This window comes from Puniceibacterium sp. IMCC21224, assembly GCF_001038505.1.
Lineage (GTDB): Bacteria > Pseudomonadota > Alphaproteobacteria > Rhodobacterales > Rhodobacteraceae > Puniceibacterium.
Genome location: NZ_LDPY01000001.1, coordinates 3,674,653 through 3,688,540 on the forward strand (window position 1 = coordinate 3,674,653; position 13,888 = coordinate 3,688,540).

General features: G+C 62.3%; 14 protein-coding genes and 1 other RNA gene. 5 read left to right on the forward strand and 10 right to left on the reverse strand.

Translation table 11 applies throughout. The features are described from left to right. Nucleotides 1-29 precede the first annotated feature (29 nt). Nucleotides 30-467, forward strand: coding sequence for an NUDIX domain-containing protein (locus IMCC21224_RS17090; protein ID WP_047996362.1), 438 nt, complete (start codon nucleotides 30-32; stop codon nucleotides 465-467). Here IMCC21224_RS17090 and IMCC21224_RS17095 read toward each other — a convergent pair. The 5 genes from IMCC21224_RS17095 to IMCC21224_RS17115 all read right to left on the reverse strand — a co-directional run bounded on the left by IMCC21224_RS17095 (nucleotide 464) and on the right by IMCC21224_RS17115 (nucleotide 4,999). Continuing rightward, on the reverse strand, nucleotides 464-1,327 hold the full coding sequence (locus tag IMCC21224_RS17095) for a DMT family transporter (RefSeq protein WP_047996363.1): 864 nt from the start codon (nucleotides 1,325-1,327) through the stop codon (nucleotides 464-466). The two genes, IMCC21224_RS17090 and IMCC21224_RS17095, sit on opposite strands and share 4 nt — an antisense overlap. A 220-nt stretch (nucleotides 1,328-1,547) precedes the next feature. Beyond that, complete coding sequence (gene groL, locus IMCC21224_RS17100; protein ID WP_047996364.1) at nucleotides 1,548-3,191, reverse strand: chaperonin GroEL; 1,644 nt, start codon at nucleotides 3,189-3,191, stop codon at nucleotides 1,548-1,550. A gap of 47 nt (nucleotides 3,192-3,238) precedes the next feature. Continuing rightward, a complete protein-coding gene (locus tag IMCC21224_RS17105; RefSeq protein WP_047996365.1) occupies nucleotides 3,239-3,550 on the reverse strand; it encodes a co-chaperone GroES in 312 nt (103 codons plus the stop codon). Nucleotides 3,551-3,793: 243 nt separating this feature from the next. Beyond that, entirely contained in the window at nucleotides 3,794-4,234 is a 441-nt protein-coding gene (locus IMCC21224_RS17110) for an N-acetyltransferase family protein (RefSeq protein WP_369796048.1), read from the reverse strand. Nucleotides 4,235-4,330: 96 nt separating this feature from the next. After that, nucleotides 4,331-4,999, reverse strand: coding sequence for a DUF2161 domain-containing phosphodiesterase (locus IMCC21224_RS17115; protein ID WP_047996367.1), 669 nt, complete (start codon nucleotides 4,997-4,999; stop codon nucleotides 4,331-4,333). 60 nt (nucleotides 5,000-5,059) lie between these two features. Here IMCC21224_RS17115 and IMCC21224_RS17120 point away from each other — a divergent pair, with 60 nt between their 5' ends. After that, nucleotides 5,060-6,046 (forward strand): TraB/GumN family protein, encoded by a 987-nt coding sequence (locus IMCC21224_RS17120; RefSeq protein ID WP_047996368.1) that lies wholly within the window; start codon nucleotides 5,060-5,062, stop codon nucleotides 6,044-6,046. A 5-nt stretch (nucleotides 6,047-6,051) separates the two neighbouring features. Here IMCC21224_RS17120 and IMCC21224_RS17125 read toward each other — a convergent pair whose 3' ends face one another. The 4 genes from IMCC21224_RS17125 to IMCC21224_RS17140 form a co-directional block, all read right to left on the reverse strand. Then, a complete protein-coding gene (locus tag IMCC21224_RS17125; RefSeq protein ID WP_047996369.1) occupies nucleotides 6,052-8,073 on the reverse strand; it encodes a M3 family metallopeptidase in 2,022 nt (673 codons plus the stop codon). Between the two features lie 95 nt (nucleotides 8,074-8,168). Further along, on the reverse strand, nucleotides 8,169-8,960 hold the full coding sequence (locus IMCC21224_RS17130; protein WP_047996370.1) for an amino acid ABC transporter permease: 792 nt from the start codon (nucleotides 8,958-8,960) through the stop codon (nucleotides 8,169-8,171). Between the two features lie 47 nt (nucleotides 8,961-9,007). Continuing rightward, a complete protein-coding gene (locus tag IMCC21224_RS17135) occupies nucleotides 9,008-9,799 on the reverse strand; it encodes a transporter substrate-binding domain-containing protein (RefSeq protein WP_047996371.1) in 792 nt (263 codons plus the stop codon). A gap of 71 nt (nucleotides 9,800-9,870) precedes the next feature. After that, on the reverse strand, nucleotides 9,871-10,911 hold the full coding sequence (locus tag IMCC21224_RS17140; protein WP_047996372.1) for a molybdopterin-synthase adenylyltransferase MoeB: 1,041 nt from the start codon (nucleotides 10,909-10,911) through the stop codon (nucleotides 9,871-9,873). 216 nt (nucleotides 10,912-11,127) lie between these two features. Between IMCC21224_RS17140 and IMCC21224_RS17145 the strand changes: the two genes are divergently transcribed. Beyond that, nucleotides 11,128-11,466 carry a hypothetical protein gene (locus IMCC21224_RS17145; RefSeq protein ID WP_047996373.1) on the forward strand — a complete coding sequence of 113 codons (339 nt, stop codon included), beginning with the start codon at nucleotides 11,128-11,130 and terminating at the stop codon, nucleotides 11,464-11,466. After that, the gene (locus tag IMCC21224_RS17150) at nucleotides 11,463-12,110 is read left to right on the forward strand and encodes an HAD family phosphatase (RefSeq protein WP_047996374.1); all 648 of its coding nucleotides are present in this window, start codon (nucleotides 11,463-11,465) and stop codon (nucleotides 12,108-12,110) included. Before IMCC21224_RS17145 ends, IMCC21224_RS17150 begins: the two co-directional genes overlap by 4 nt. 12 nt (nucleotides 12,111-12,122) lie before the next feature. Here IMCC21224_RS17150 and IMCC21224_RS17155 read toward each other — a convergent pair whose 3' ends face one another. Continuing rightward, the gene (locus IMCC21224_RS17155) at nucleotides 12,123-13,238 is read right to left on the reverse strand and encodes a class I SAM-dependent RNA methyltransferase (RefSeq protein WP_047996375.1); all 1,116 of its coding nucleotides are present in this window, start codon (nucleotides 13,236-13,238) and stop codon (nucleotides 12,123-12,125) included. A 230-nt stretch (nucleotides 13,239-13,468) separates the two neighbouring features. Here IMCC21224_RS17155 and ffs point away from each other — a divergent pair. Further along, nucleotides 13,469-13,567, forward strand: an RNA gene (gene ffs / locus IMCC21224_RS27235) — signal recognition particle sRNA small type. Nucleotides 13,568-13,888 lie beyond the last annotated feature (321 nt).

A 13,888-nucleotide genomic window follows, 5' to 3' on the forward strand; every position in this document is an offset into this window, starting at 1 on the left:
AAGAGCCAGTCCCGCAAACCGGAGTCACCATGCCCCCACGTCTTGCCGTTCGCGCCGTACTACTGCACGAAAACCGGCTGTTGCTGGTCAACGCCTGGCCCGGCGATCAATCAGATCTGTGGTGCGCACCGGGGGGCGGCGTCGAAAGCGGTGCCCCGCTGCCCGACAACCTAGCCCGCGAAATCCACGAAGAATGCGGCCTGACAATTGCGGTCGGCGCGCCCTGCCTGATCAACGAATTCCACGATCCAACCAGCGGCTTTCACCAGGTCGAAATCTTTTTCCGCTGCACCCTGCTGGGCGGCAATCTGACCGCGGCGTGGCGCGACCCCGAGAATGTGGTGACCCGCCGCCGTTGGGCCACTCGCGATGAAATGGCGAAGCTGCGCCATAAACCGGACAGCCTGCCGCAGATCGCTTGGGGGCATGGGCTGGACTACGATCCGCTGGAGACGATCGTCCGCTAATTGCGTCGCGCAGTGCTACCCGTCGGCATGACCGACACAAACACGCCGCCCAGAACCAGCGCCGCCGCCAAAGCAAACTCGATGCTTGGAACCTCACCCAGAAACACCAGCCCGCCGACCAGGGCAATCACCGGCACCGTCAATTGTGCCACGGCGGCGACGCTGCGTTCCAGTTTCGGCAGGACGCTATACCACAAGGCGTACCCCAATCCCGACGTCACAGCCCCCGCCACCACCGCCAGCAGGATTCCGTGCGCGTCGGCCACCAGGCCACCGGAATCGACGGTCGTTAGAAAAACCAACATCACGCAGAGCGGCACGGCCAGAATGAAATTCGCGGCAGTCGCCTGAAGCGGATCTGACGCATTGCGCCCGCTGAGCGAATAGATCCCCCAGCCGACACCGGCCGCCGCCATCAACGCGCCGTGAACAGGACTAAGCACCGCGCCCTCGCCGGGCCAGAGCAGCCAGGCCAGCCCCAAGAATGCCAGCGCAGCCCCAACCGAGCGATGTATCGGCGGGTGTTCACCGCCAAGTAGCGCGCCAAGAAACATGGTAATCTGCACAACGCCAAACAGGATCAGCGCCCCCAGGCCGGCATCAAGGACGACGTATGCGGTTGAAAAGCCGTACATATACAACAGCAATGACGCCACACCGATCAAACGGCCCCGCCCACCCAAGGTCAGGCTTTGGCGCAAAACCAACATCAAGACGGCAAGCATCGCCGCCCCGGCCACCAGCCGCACGGTGCCAAAGCTCATCGCGTCAATGCCGCCCCCCACCAGCGCTAGCCGGGTCAGGATCGAATTGGCTGCAAATGCCAGCATGGTCAGAGAGGTCAACAGAAACAGTCGCATGCCCGGTCTGTACGCCGCTTTGAAGCGCCGCGAAAGAGCCGATGGCGCACGGCATGTCACATCAACGGCACTGCGGCCCAGTCGTGCGATCCTTGTGCTTGGAACGCAAAAGGGGCCGCCCAAAGGCGACCCCCAAACTTGCTGCGGTGTGGCTGACATCCCGTTTGCAGGGCAAATGCGTCTGCCGCCACCCGTCGCGTCCGTTCGGACAGCGACGGTATTACATCATGCCGCCCATGCCGCCCATGTCGGGCATGCCGCCGCCGCCGCCAGCGCCTTCTTTGGAAGGCTTTTCAGCAACCATCGCTTCGGTGGTGATCAGCAGGCCAGCGATCGAAGCAGCATCCTCGAGCGCGGTGCGCACGACTTTGGCCGGATCGATGACGCCAAACTTGAACATGTCGCCATATTCGTCGGTCTGTGCGTTGTAGCCGAACTTCAGGTCCGAAGATTCGCGGATCTTGCCTGCGACGACGGAACCGTCGACACCAGCGTTCTCTGCGATCTGACGCAGCGGCGCTTCGAGCGCCTTGCGCACGATGGTGATACCTGCGTTCTGGTCGCTGTTCGCGCCTTCGAGACCGGCAAGAACCTTGGCCGCCTGGATCAGAGCAACACCGCCGCCAACGACGATACCTTCCTGAACCGCTGCGCGAGTCGCGTTCAGGGCGTCGTCGACGCGGTCCTTACGCTCTTTCACTTCGGTTTCGGTCATGCCGCCAACGCGGATGACTGCAACGCCGCCTGCGAGTTTCGCAACACGCTCTTGCAGCTTCTCACGGTCGTAGTCGGACGTGGTCTCTTCGATCTGGTTACGGATCTGGGCAACGCGTGCCTCAATCTCGGCCTTCTCGCCCGCGCCGTCAATGACGGTGGTCTCGTCCTTGGTGATCGTGACCTTTTTGGCCGAACCGAGCATGTCCATGGTGACATTCTCGAGCTTCATGCCCAGATCTTCGGAAATCACCTGGCCGCCTGTCAGGATCGCGATGTCCTGCAGCATGGCCTTGCGACGATCACCAAAGCCCGGTGCCTTGACGGCAGCGATCTTCAGGCCGCCGCGCAGCTTGTTGACCACGAGGGTTGCCAGTGCTTCGCCTTCGACGTCTTCGGCAATGATCAGCAGCGGCTTTTGCGACTGGATCACCGACTCGAGCAGCGGAACCATCGGCTGGAGCGAGGAGAGTTTCTTCTCGTGCAGCAGGATCATGCAGTCTTCGAGGTCTGCGATCATCTTGTCAGCGTTGGTGACAAAATAGGGCGACAGGTAGCCACGGTCGAACTGCATACCTTCGACAACATCGGTCTCGGTCTCGAGGCCTTTGTTTTCTTCGACGGTGATAACACCCTCGTTGCCGACTTTCTGCATCGCGTCAGCAATCTGCTGGCCGATGTCTGCTTCGCCGTTTGCAGAGATCGTACCGACCTGAGCAACTTCAGCAGAGTCGTTCACGGGACGGGCAGCAGCCTTGATCGCAGCAACCACTTTAGACGTCGCGAGGTCGATACCGCGCTTGAGGTCCATCGGGTTCATGCCGGCCGCAACCGATTTCATGCCTTCTTTGACGATGGCCTGAGCGAGAACGGTCGCAGTGGTGGTGCCGTCGCCAGCTTCGTCATTGGTGCGGGAAGCAACTTCCTTGACCATCTGTGCGCCCATGTTCTCGAACTTGTCCTCCAGTTCGATCTCTTTGGCGACAGATACACCGTCTTTGGTGATGCGGGGCGAGCCGAACGACTTGTCCAGAACCACGTTGCGGCCTTTGGGGCCCAGCGTCACCTTGACCGCGTCGGCCAGGATGTTCACACCCTTAAGCATACGCGAGCGGGCGTCGGTCGAAAACTTTACGTCTTTAGCAGACATGTGGATTTCTCCTGTTAATCAGTGAATGGGGTCAGCGGATGTGACGCTCAGGCTGCCTTGGCAGCGGCGTCGTCCGTGATGATTCCCAGAATGTCGGATTCTTTCATGATCAGCAGCTCTTCGCCGTTGACCGTGACTTCGGTGCCCGACCATTTGCCGAACAGAATTTTGTCGCCAGCCGAAACACCCATCTCGATCAGCTCGCCGCTGTCCTTGCGGGCGCCATCGCCACAGGAAACAACGATACCCTCGGCGGGCTTTTCTTTCGCGCTATCGGGGATGATAAGACCGCCCTTGGTCTTTTCTTCGCCTTCCACACGGCGGACCAGCACGCGGTCATGAAGCGGTTTAAATGCCATCTTCGAGGCTCCTTCGCTCAAAGTTTTCCTCCGGGCCCCCCGTCCTCGGGAGGGCCGTTAGCACTCATCTATGTCGAGTGCTAACGGCGCATAGGTATGGAGGCGACCCATTTCTGTCAACACGAGAATCGGGAAATATTTTCCGATTTGCCGAACACATGATGCGGTTGCACGGATTCGTATGACATCGCAGGGTTTCGTTTCCCGGCTACTGCCGAATCCGCAACGCCTGACAATGGGGCTTTAGGGTTTGATGTCGTATGTCACCCATGGTGTGCGGGTCGCAACCCGGTCATAGACCGCGCGGCCACGATAGTTATTCTCGGCGGTGATCCACCGGACAACCGACCAGCCGTTGTCGGCAGCCACCGCACGGACACCATCGATCAGCGCCTCTGCCACGCCCTGCCCCCGCGCCTCGGGTGCGACAAACAGATCGTCGAGGAAACAGCCCGTGGTTGCGGCAAGCGGCCTTGCGAACGGCCGGTATTGGGTCAATCCGACCAGCCGACCGCCTGCACCTTGGGCGACCAGGCCGCAGGTTTCTTTGCTGTCATCATGCAGCCAGGACCAAACGGTATCGCGCATCCCCTCTGTCTGCTCGACCCGGTAAAACCCGGCATAGCCACGATAGAGCGCGTCCCACTGCGCACGATCTTCGGGTAGGACTGGGCGTATGATCACATCCGTCAATAGTTGTCTCCCAATTGCAGTCGCAGGCCGTGTATTTAGCCCAATCAACGTGACGCGCCAACCGGGATCCGTCAGTCTGTTGGTGCCTCAGTCCTCCCAGCTTTCAGCCCAATGCACCAGGCCGCGCCGCCCATCAGCGGTCAGGTCGTAGATGCCCTTGGACGCCCTCTCGAACCAGCCGTAATGATTGTCAGCCATGATCCGCGTGGCGGTTTTGACCCCCACTGCTTTGGCGACAACCGCGCCTTTGCAGGGGCCGTGCTGCGCCAGATGGGCGGCACAGCGCAGCGAATCCTGCCGGTAGCCGGTCACAATGCCATAGCGCGTCGCCCCGCCCTCGTTGGGATCGCCGCGCAAGCGGTCATATGCCCGCAGCAGCCGCGCCTTGGCCGCCTTGTTTTTGCGCGGGGCATACGGGCCGGGATCACACAGCACTTCAACCTGACGATCCTCGCGCACGGTGATGAACCCCAGCCCCAAACGTCGGCACAGTGCCAGATTATCCTTGAGTCCGCGACGCGCCTGCGCGCCCGTGGGACGCGGCACTGCGATATAGACCAGATCGCTGATCGATTGCCGCGCGACGGCCTGATGAAACAGCGTCAGCGTGATTCGCAACTTTAGCTCGACAATCACCGGATCTTCGCCGCCACGAATTGCCACAAGATCAGCCGCTCCGACCTCGCCCTTGACCTCATAGCCCTGACGCTGCAACAACGCCTTGACCGGGCCATAAAGTTCGCTTTCCCTCTTCATGACCGCTATCTTTGCCCGGCCCTGCCCCTGCGGGCAACCCACCCGGAACCGGAGTTTGCCATGCGCCTCCTGCCTGTCCTGACCATCTGCCTGAGCTTTGCCACCAGCGCCGCACTGGCGCAATGCGCGGGCACCGACCTGCGCGCCACGTTACCAGACGACGATGCCGCCACCGTGGCGCGGGTGCTGGCCAACACGCCCTACCCCGCTGGCAACCACTGGCTGGCCACGCGCGGCGATGAACGCATTCACCTGATCGGCACCATTCACCTCGACGACCCCCGCCTTGGTGCCATCGCCGAACAACTCCATCCGGTCATCGCAGGCGCGAACAAACTGCTGCTGGAAATGGACAAGCCGCAAGAGGCCGCGCTCAAGACCGCGTTGGCCAGCGATCCCGGCATGTTGTTACTGACCGACACCACCCTGCCCGAGCTGATGGACGAAGCCGACTGGCAGGCGCTGGCCAAGGCAGCGCAGGCCCGCGGTGTGCCCGCTGTTATGGCGGCGAAATTTCAGCCCTGGTATCTGACGATGCTGCTGGCCGTGCCCCCCTGCCTGACAGGGGATCTGGCGAATCGAAACGGCTTGGACCACCGGCTCGAAACCATTGCGCGGGCCGAAGACGTGCCCACGGCCGCGTTGGAATCCTTTGACACGATCTTTGAGCAATTCCGCAATTCCCCGCTGGATATGCAGGTCGAGATGATGACGTCCTCCATTGTCGACGACAAGACCAGCGAGGACATGATCGCCACCCTTCTGGGCAGCTATTTCGATCAGGCCCATGCCGAAAGCTGGCAGGTGTCCAAAGTGCTCTCGCGCAGACTGTCTTCGCTTGATGCAGCCCAATCGGACGCCGCCTTTGCGGCGCTGGAACAGGTTTTGCTGATCGACCGCAACCGCGCCTGGATGCCAGTGATCTTGGCCGCCGCCGAAGAGGGGCCAGTGGTCGCCGCCTTTGGCGCGGGCCATTTGTCCGGGCGCGACGGCATTCTGGAACTGCTGGAGGAAGAGGGTTTTGCCCTCTCCCGCCAACCGTTCTGATCGCGTCAGGCCGCCAATCCGCGCCCGCGCAACAGGGCCTCGACACCCGGCATCCGGCCCCGGAACGCAGTATAAAGGTCCTCAGCCTCGACCGAGCCGCCCGCCGACAGGATAAATTCTTCGAGCCGCGCCGCCGTGGCGGGATCGAATGCGCTGCCAGCTTCTTCGAACGCGGCAAAAGCGTCAGCATCCATCACCTCGGACCACATGTAGCTGTAGTAGCCCGACGAATAGCCGTCCCCGGAAAAGACATGGGCAAAATGCGGCGTCGCGTGGCGCATGGTGATCGCGGTGGGCATGCCGATTTCTGCCAGCACCTCGGCCTGTCGCGCCATCACATCCTGTGGCACGGCGCCCTCGTGAAACGCCAGATCCACCAGCGCCGAGGCGACATATTCCACGGTTGAGAATCCCATGTCAAAATTTGCGGCCTTCAGCACCTTGTCGAGCAGCGCCTGCGGCATCGCCTCACCCGTTTCGGCATGCGTGGCGAATTCCTGCAACACCTCGGGCACTTCAAGCCAGTGTTCGTACAATTGCGACGGCAACTCGACAAAGTCCCGCGCCACGGACGTACCTGCAACCGAACCAAACTCGACATCAGACAGGATCTGATGCAACGCATGGCCAAATTCGTGGAACAGCGTCCGCGCATCGTCATATGACAGCAACGCGGGCTGTCCCGTGGACGGTTTGGCGAAGTTGCAGACGTTGATCACGATGGGCGTCTTGGCCTCGGGCCGCTTGGCCTGCATCCGCATCGCCGAACACCACGCACCCGAGCGTTTGGACGCGCGGGCAAAGTAGTCACCAATGAACAGCGCCTTATGCTCGCCGCTGCGCAGCACCTCCCACGCGCGGGCGTCGGGGTGATAGAGCGGGACATCCACCGCCCGGAATTCCAGGCCGAACAACCGCGTGGCGCATGAAAATGCGGCCTCGATCATCCGGTCGAGTTGCAAATAGGGCTTGAGCACCGATTCATCGAGATCATGCTCGGCCTTGCGCCGCTTTTCCGCATAGAACCGCCAGTCCCATGGCTGCAACGGGCCATTGATGCCGTCACCCTGCATCATCTGCTCCATCACCCCGGCATCCGCCAGCGCCTGCCCCCGTGCCGGTTCCCAGACCTGCATCAGCAGATCACGCACACGTTCTGGGTTGCCGGCCATCTCGGGCTCTAGCTTATAGGCGGCAAAGCTGTCGTAGCCCAGCAGCCGCGCGCGTTCGTCGCGTAGTGCCAGTACCTCGGCTGCGATGCCGCGATTGTCGGTTTCACCACCGTTTTCACCGCGCGCCACCCAAGCCCGCCATGCCCGTTCGCGCAGATCGCGTCGGGTCGAGAATTGCAGAAATGGCACGATCAGCGACCGGCTCAGCGTAAGCACTGGCCCGTCCAGGCCCAGATCTTCGCCCGCGGCGCGGGCCGAAGCGCGGACAAACTCGGGCAGTCCCTCCAGATCAGCCTCGGTCAGCGCCATGTGCCAACCGGATTCGTCCGCCAGCAGGTTCTGCGTGAACTGCGTGCCCAGCACCGCCAACCGCGCCTTGACCTCTGTCATCCGCGCCGCCTCGGCACCGGTCAGTGCCGCGCCCGCCCGCACAAACCCGCGATACGTCAGCATCAGCACGCGCGCCTCTTCGTCCGACAGGTTCAGGTTGTCATGCTGTTCCCACAACGCTTTGATCCGCGCGAACAGCGCAGCATTGCCGTAAATCGCCGAGGAGTGCGCCGAAAGCTTGGGTGAAAAATCACGTTGCAACGCCTGCCGTTCCGGGTTGCTGTCCGCACCGGAGACCGTGAAGAATACCGACAGCACCTTGTCCAGCGCCGCGCCGGCCCCCTCTAGCGCCTCGATCGTGTTGACGAAATCTGCGGGTGCCGGATTGTCGGCAATCGCGGCAATTTCCGCCAGATGCGCCGCCAGCGCCGCATCCAGCGCAGGGGCAAAATCAGCATCCGTCACGGCATCAAACGGGGCGAGACCAAACGGCGTGGTCCAGTCGGCAATCAGCGGGTTGGTCATCGGGGATCTCCTTTGTCCTCAGACCTAAGCCCCCGCCCGGAACCTTGCAATGGCGCACACCGGCCAACCGCAGTGCCAATCGGGCCAAAACTCGGTCAGCGCCGTCGCCGCAATCGAACCTCAAGCCGCCGCAACAGCATGGACAGACCGATGGTCATGCACAAATAGATCAGTGCAACCACGTTGTACGTTTCGAAATAGCGGAAATTGCCCGCCGCCGTGACCTTGCCCAATTGCGTGACATCCAGCACCCCCAGCACCGACACCAATGAACTGTCCTTGATCATCGCGATAAAATCGTTGCCCAGCGGCGGCAGGATCGTGCGTATCGCCTGTGGAAACACCACCAGCCGGAATCGTTGAACGCGGCTGAGGCCCAGCGCGTTTGCCGCCTCGATCTGGTCAGGATCGACCGACAGCAGACCGGCGCGGAAGACCTCGGCGATAAAGGCGGAATAGCCGATCATCAGCGCAATGATCGCCCGCCACAGCAACGAGAATTCCCGCGACCGGATCGGCTCGGCCCCAAGAAAGCCCAACAGCCAGTTGCGACATTCCACCAGCGCCGGGGCCAGGACAAAGGCAACGTAAAGCAGCAGTACCAGGATTGGCACGCCCCGTACCACTTCGGTATAAAACCGCGCTGCCTGCCGCAGGACCAGCGACCGCGACAGCGACGCCAGCGCCACCAGCAAGCCGGTGATCGCCGCAAGGGTGAAGCCCACCAGCGTGACAAAAATCGTGACTTCTACCCCCCGCAACAGGGTGTTCAGGATCTGCGAGGACAGATCATCTGCCAGCACTCGCCAGAACAGCACCGCGCCGATGGATGCAACGGCGACCAGCCACCAGGGAAAATCGTCCTTGCCGCTGCGGTCAGGCCCCATGCCTGCTCCGGGGCCATGGCTGGGAACAGCCCCGCCGCATCGTTACCTCAGCCACCCAGCTTGTAATCCAGAAACCAGGTTTTGTTCAGCGCATCGAGTATACCGTCTGCCTTCATGTCAGCGATGGCTGCGTTGATCGGCCCGACCAGATCCGACCCTTTGGGAAAGATAAATCCGAAATCCTCTGATCCCATCTTGTCACCAACGATCTTCAGGTCACCATTCGACGCCTCGACATAACCGGCACCCGCAGTTCCGTCGGTCAGCACCAGATCAACATCGCCGGTTTTCAGTGCCTGCACGCCTGCGCCAAATGTCTCGAACAGTTTGATGCGTGGATTGGCCTCGTCGCCGTCCAGCACCTCGTAGACCCCAACATAGAACGGCGTCGTGCCCGGCTGCGCCGCCATCAGCAGGTCGGCATCGACCGCAAAGCTTGCGGCGTCGGCAAACCGATCCTCATCTCCGCGCACCAGCATCACCATTTCGGACCGCATATAAGCGTCCGAAAAGTCGACCTTTTCCGCACGGTCTTCGCGGATTGTAATGCCGGTCATACCCAGATCATACTGCCCCTCTGACACCGCCGGGATCATCGCATCCCAGCTTGTCGTCTCATAAACCACCGAGATATTGAGCCGCGCGGCGATCTCGGCCATTGCGTCATATTCCCAGCCAATCGCCTGACCCGACACGGGGTCCATGAACTGCAACGGCGGATAGGCGTTCTCGGTCACAACGACGACCTCGCGCCCCTCCAGATCCGGCAGATGCCCCGCCGCCATGCCTTGGGTCGCGACCAGCGCCAGCGTCGCCATGCCCGTCCAGATCACTTTCATCCCAATCTCCCATCGTTGCTCATGCGCAAGTTGCCGCGCCAGTATCGCCGCCCCGCCCGACTTGGCAAGCCTCAGCCGCCGCAGACCGGACAGCCTGCGCGCGGTTTCAGCGCGATCTTCCGCGTCTCGCCCCAGAGCGCGTCGTAAATCAGCATCTCGCTGCGCAGGGCGGCACCGGCACCGGTCAGCACCTTGATCGCCTCAACGGCCATCATTGCGCCCACCACCCCGGGTAGCGGACCCAGCACGCCCGCCTCGGCGCAGGACGGTGCCAGCCCGTCGGCGGGTGCTTCTGCAAAAATGCACTGGTAGCAAGGGGTTCCCCGCACCGGATCAAAGACCGACAACTGCCCCTCCCACTGGCTTAGCGCGCCAGAAATCAGCGGGACGCCCAGCCCCGCCGCTACCCGGTTCACAAGATAGCGCGTCGCGAAATTATCGGTCCCGTCAAGGATCAGATCGTATTCGGCAAACAATGCCGCCGCCGTGTCCTCGTCCAGCCGCCGGTGATAGGACTGTACCGTGACATACGGATTCTGCGCCTCCATCGCCGCCTTGGCCGAGACCACTTTGGGCAGACCGATGTCCTGATCGCGGTGGATGACCTGACGTTGCAGGTTCGCATTCTCGACCACATCATCGTCAATGACACCGATCGTACCGACCCCGGCGGCGGCAAGGTATTGCAGCGCAGGCGCGCCCAGCCCCCCGGCACCAATCACCAGAACCCGCCCCTGCCTGAGCCGTTTCTGCCCAGCGCCGCCCAGCTCGCGCAGCACGATATGGCGGGCATAGCGCTCCAACTCGACGTCGCCAAAGCGGCCCGGTTCAGGCGCTGGCGCAGCCGGGCGCTGCGCCATGGCGCGCGCCTTCAACCTGGCCAGTCCGGCGCGGTAGATCATAACCAGCGCGACAAACCCGCCCAAGAGCAGCCAATATGCCGCCGATTCCCCGGTTGCCAGTCGCAGCGGATGACCATCGGGCAACAGCAGATGTAGCGCCAACACGCCGCCATACAGCCCCCCAAGCATACAGAGCCGCGCCCGACGTGGCATCCCAACAAGATGCCCGCCCCCCCAAAGCAGCGCCGCCAGAGCCAGAACCAGTATCATCGCCCCCCCTCGGGTTGAGCCGTTTCCACCCACGCCACCCTGGTGGCTGATACCTTGGGCCGGAAATCACACAAGTCGCGGTCATTGCTTGCATATCCGCCGCAAAAGAACCAGCGCCGAAATGATGCCCGAACCAAGGCGCGCCTCGCTCTCGACACCCGGCGGTCCGCGTGGTCTATGCAATGTTGCTCATTGCGTGCCAAAGGATCCCTTAAGATGCTGAAGTTCCTCGCTGGCGGGATTGTTGCCGCCCTTGTCGCCGCCTGGCTCACCAACCCGTCACAGGCGGTTGCCGAGGCCGGGTTGCGGACCGAACTGTTGCGCGCCCTCGATGATCAGGAAAACAATACACAAGATCCGGCCATGGCCGCCATCGTGCTGGGGTGCCGTCTGGGGCCTGACGCCTGTTACGAATTGCTGCGGGCCGGGCTGGATATCCGGTTCGATGACCGGATCTTTTATTCGGTGCTGAGCGTTCAGGGATTTGGCCGCAAAGCGCGCTGCTATGGCGCCTTTAACTCCTTTGCCTGCCCCGGCGGGGTGACCCCGGAATGAACGCCGCCGCAGTCCTGTTCGACCTTGACGGCACGCTGCTCGACACCGAACGCAGCGCCCTTGCTTCGGGCGCCGAAGCGTTTGCCGCCATGGGCATCCCCCTGCCCGATGGATTTCTGCTGCAACTTGTCGGCAAGGATCACGCCACCTGCATCGGTATCATCCACGATGAGCTGGGCGATGTGGATACCACCACGCTTGATCGTCATTGGGCCGCCGCCTCGCGCCGCAGGTTGCAAGCCGGTGTCGACGCCAAACCCGGCGCGTTTGAATTGCTCGACCATCTGCACAGGCTTGGATTGCCGTTGGGTATCGTCACGTCGTCCGTCAGGGACAGCGCCGACCTCAAGATATCCCGCAGCGGGATTGGCCGCTATTTCAGCACTGTCGTTACCGCCAGTGACGTGCAGCACCCCAAACCCGCGCCCGAACCCTATCTGCTTGCGGCGGCACGGTTGGATCTGGCCGCTGGTCGCTGCGTGGTTTTCGAAGACAGCGAGACAGGCGCACAGGCCGGTCAGGCCGCAGGCATGCGAGTGGTGCAGGTTCCGGATATGCTGCCATCAGAGGGGCGCTACGCCACCCACCTTGCGCCTAGCTTGCTGGATGGTGCGCGCGCTGCCGGTCTATGGCCTCAGAGCTGAACAGCGGGATCGCTATTTCAGCACGCCGGTCTGATAGAGCCGCACCTTCAGCCCGCCATGCGGCACCACTGGTCCCACCGGTTTGAACGGCAGACCAGTGGCGCGAGCGAACCCGGTCTCGGTCGTGACAATCCCGACGCGCCAGCCCTTAAACCCTTCTTTCAGGCGCTGGCCCAGCGTCGCGTAAACAGCGTAAAGCAGTGCCTTGTTGCCGATCCGCGCCCCGTAAGGCGGATTGACGATCACCAGGCCGGGCGGCCCCTCGGGACGTTCCAGTTCGGCCACCGCCCCTTGCTGAAAGACCGTCCAGTCCTTCACACCGGCACGTTCCGCATTCTCACCGCTCATACGGATGGCGCCGTCGTCGCGGTCTGATCCGCGAAACGTCACCGAAGGAGTCTGCGAGACGTCCACCCCACGCATCGCAGTCCATGCCTCGGCGTCGAAGCTCGCCAATTGCTCAAAGGCGAACTCGCGCGAGCGACCGGGCATCAGCCCCGCGGCCCATTCCGCGGCCTCGATGACAAACGTCCCCGATCCGCACATCGGATCCAGCACCGGTTCGCGCCCGTCATAGCCGCACTGGCGCAGAAACAGCGCCGCATAGGTTTCCCGCATCGGCGCCTTGCCCACGGCAGGTTTGTGACCGCGTTTGTGCAGCGGCGCCCCCGAGGTATCGAGGCTGAAGGTCACCAGATCATCTGCGATCCGCACACGCAGACCCAACGCCGCCTGCGGCGTCACTGTCACGCCCAGTTCCTCGCGCAGCGCCGTCTCGATACGCTGCGTGGCAGCCCCGGCGTGGTAGATCCGCGAGGCGTGGCAGGTTGTCTCGACCTTGACCGGAACGTCAGCGCGCAAAACCTCGGGCCATGGAAACTTCCGCGACCTCTTGTCTAGCTGCGCCAGATGCATCGCCCGAAAACTGCCGACCCGCGCCAGCACCCGGTCAGCGCCCCGCAGCGACAGATTGGCACGCCAGACCTCGGGCCAGCCCCCACGCAGAGTGACGCCGCCGGGAACCACTTCGGCCCCATCAAAGCCGACTTCGGACGCCTCGGCGCGCAGCGCAGGTTCCAGCCCCGGGGCTGTTTGCAGGAATATCTCGAATGGGTCGGTGTTGCTCATACCGCCTGCATAGCGGCGAATGTTTGCGACGACGAGGTCAATTGCACCCGCATCAGGCTTAACGCGAGCGGATTGGTCACACCATCGCCCGCAACTGGGCACACAGACGGCAATCCTTGGCCTAGGCCAACCGGACAGCGGTTGAATACCCTGGCCGCGCCGTCAGATTTCAAACCGGATCACCGCTGACACCTGTTGCATCTGCGTCGCCGACATACTAAATGCAGTTCCGAGAGGTTGGCGCGGGCGAGCGCCTCGCCAACCCGGTCAGGTCCGGAAGGAAGCAGCCGTAACGAGCCCCGCTTGGGTCGTTGTCCAGCCTCTCACCTTTCTTCGATCTGTTCATCCAAGATCAGGGCGGCTCTGGTGTGTCGGAGTCTGAGCCATAGCCCATCTGAACGTCGGCGGGACGATGCCAAACAGCGAAGCTCTTGATTGGCGTGGCGCGCTCCTGCTTGGAACTCAACACTTCGATGGCCTGCCTCATAGATTTTCAGAATTTTAGTCGACGGCGGGAATGCGGATACCGGGAATATCGACCAATCCGGGTCATCAGGTTGGGGCCGTCTGGGTCATGCGGTTCGTCGCCGCGACTGTCGCCAATCCATCTTTCGATAAAATGAACGCGGCCCCGCATGTTCTGCAGAGCC

Bases quoted from the DNA above. Each gene is read 5' to 3' on its own strand.
- IMCC21224_RS17105 (WP_047996365.1), bottom strand. From the start codon at position 3,550: ATGGCATTTAAACCGCTTCATGACCGCGTGCTGGTCCGCCGTGTGGAA.
- IMCC21224_RS17140 (WP_047996372.1), bottom strand. From the start codon at position 10,911: ATGATACTGGTTCTGGCTCTGGCGGCGCTGCTTTGGGGGGGCGGGCAT.
- IMCC21224_RS17120 (WP_047996368.1), top strand. From the start codon at position 5,060: ATGCGCCTCCTGCCTGTCCTGACCATCTGCCTGAGCTTTGCCACCAGC.
- IMCC21224_RS17155 (WP_047996375.1), bottom strand. From the start codon at position 13,238: ATGAGCAACACCGACCCATTCGAGATATTCCTGCAAACAGCCCCGGGG.
- IMCC21224_RS17145 (WP_047996373.1), top strand. From the start codon at position 11,128: ATGCTGAAGTTCCTCGCTGGCGGGATTGTTGCCGCCCTTGTCGCCGCC.
- IMCC21224_RS17150 (WP_047996374.1), top strand. From the start codon at position 11,463: ATGAACGCCGCCGCAGTCCTGTTCGACCTTGACGGCACGCTGCTCGAC.
- IMCC21224_RS17125 (WP_047996369.1), bottom strand. From the start codon at position 8,073: ATGACCAACCCGCTGATTGCCGACTGGACCACGCCGTTTGGTCTCGCC.
- IMCC21224_RS17130 (WP_047996370.1), bottom strand. From the start codon at position 8,960: ATGGGGCCTGACCGCAGCGGCAAGGACGATTTTCCCTGGTGGCTGGTC.
- IMCC21224_RS17115 (WP_047996367.1), bottom strand. From the start codon at position 4,999: ATGAAGAGGGAAAGCGAACTTTATGGCCCGGTCAAGGCGTTGTTGCAG.
- IMCC21224_RS17095 (WP_047996363.1), bottom strand. From the start codon at position 1,327: ATGCGACTGTTTCTGTTGACCTCTCTGACCATGCTGGCATTTGCAGCC.
- IMCC21224_RS17135 (WP_047996371.1), bottom strand. From the start codon at position 9,799: ATGAAAGTGATCTGGACGGGCATGGCGACGCTGGCGCTGGTCGCGACC.
- groL (WP_047996364.1), bottom strand. From the start codon at position 3,191: ATGTCTGCTAAAGACGTAAAGTTTTCGACCGACGCCCGCTCGCGTATG.
- IMCC21224_RS17090 (WP_047996362.1), top strand. From the start codon at position 30: ATGCCCCCACGTCTTGCCGTTCGCGCCGTACTACTGCACGAAAACCGG.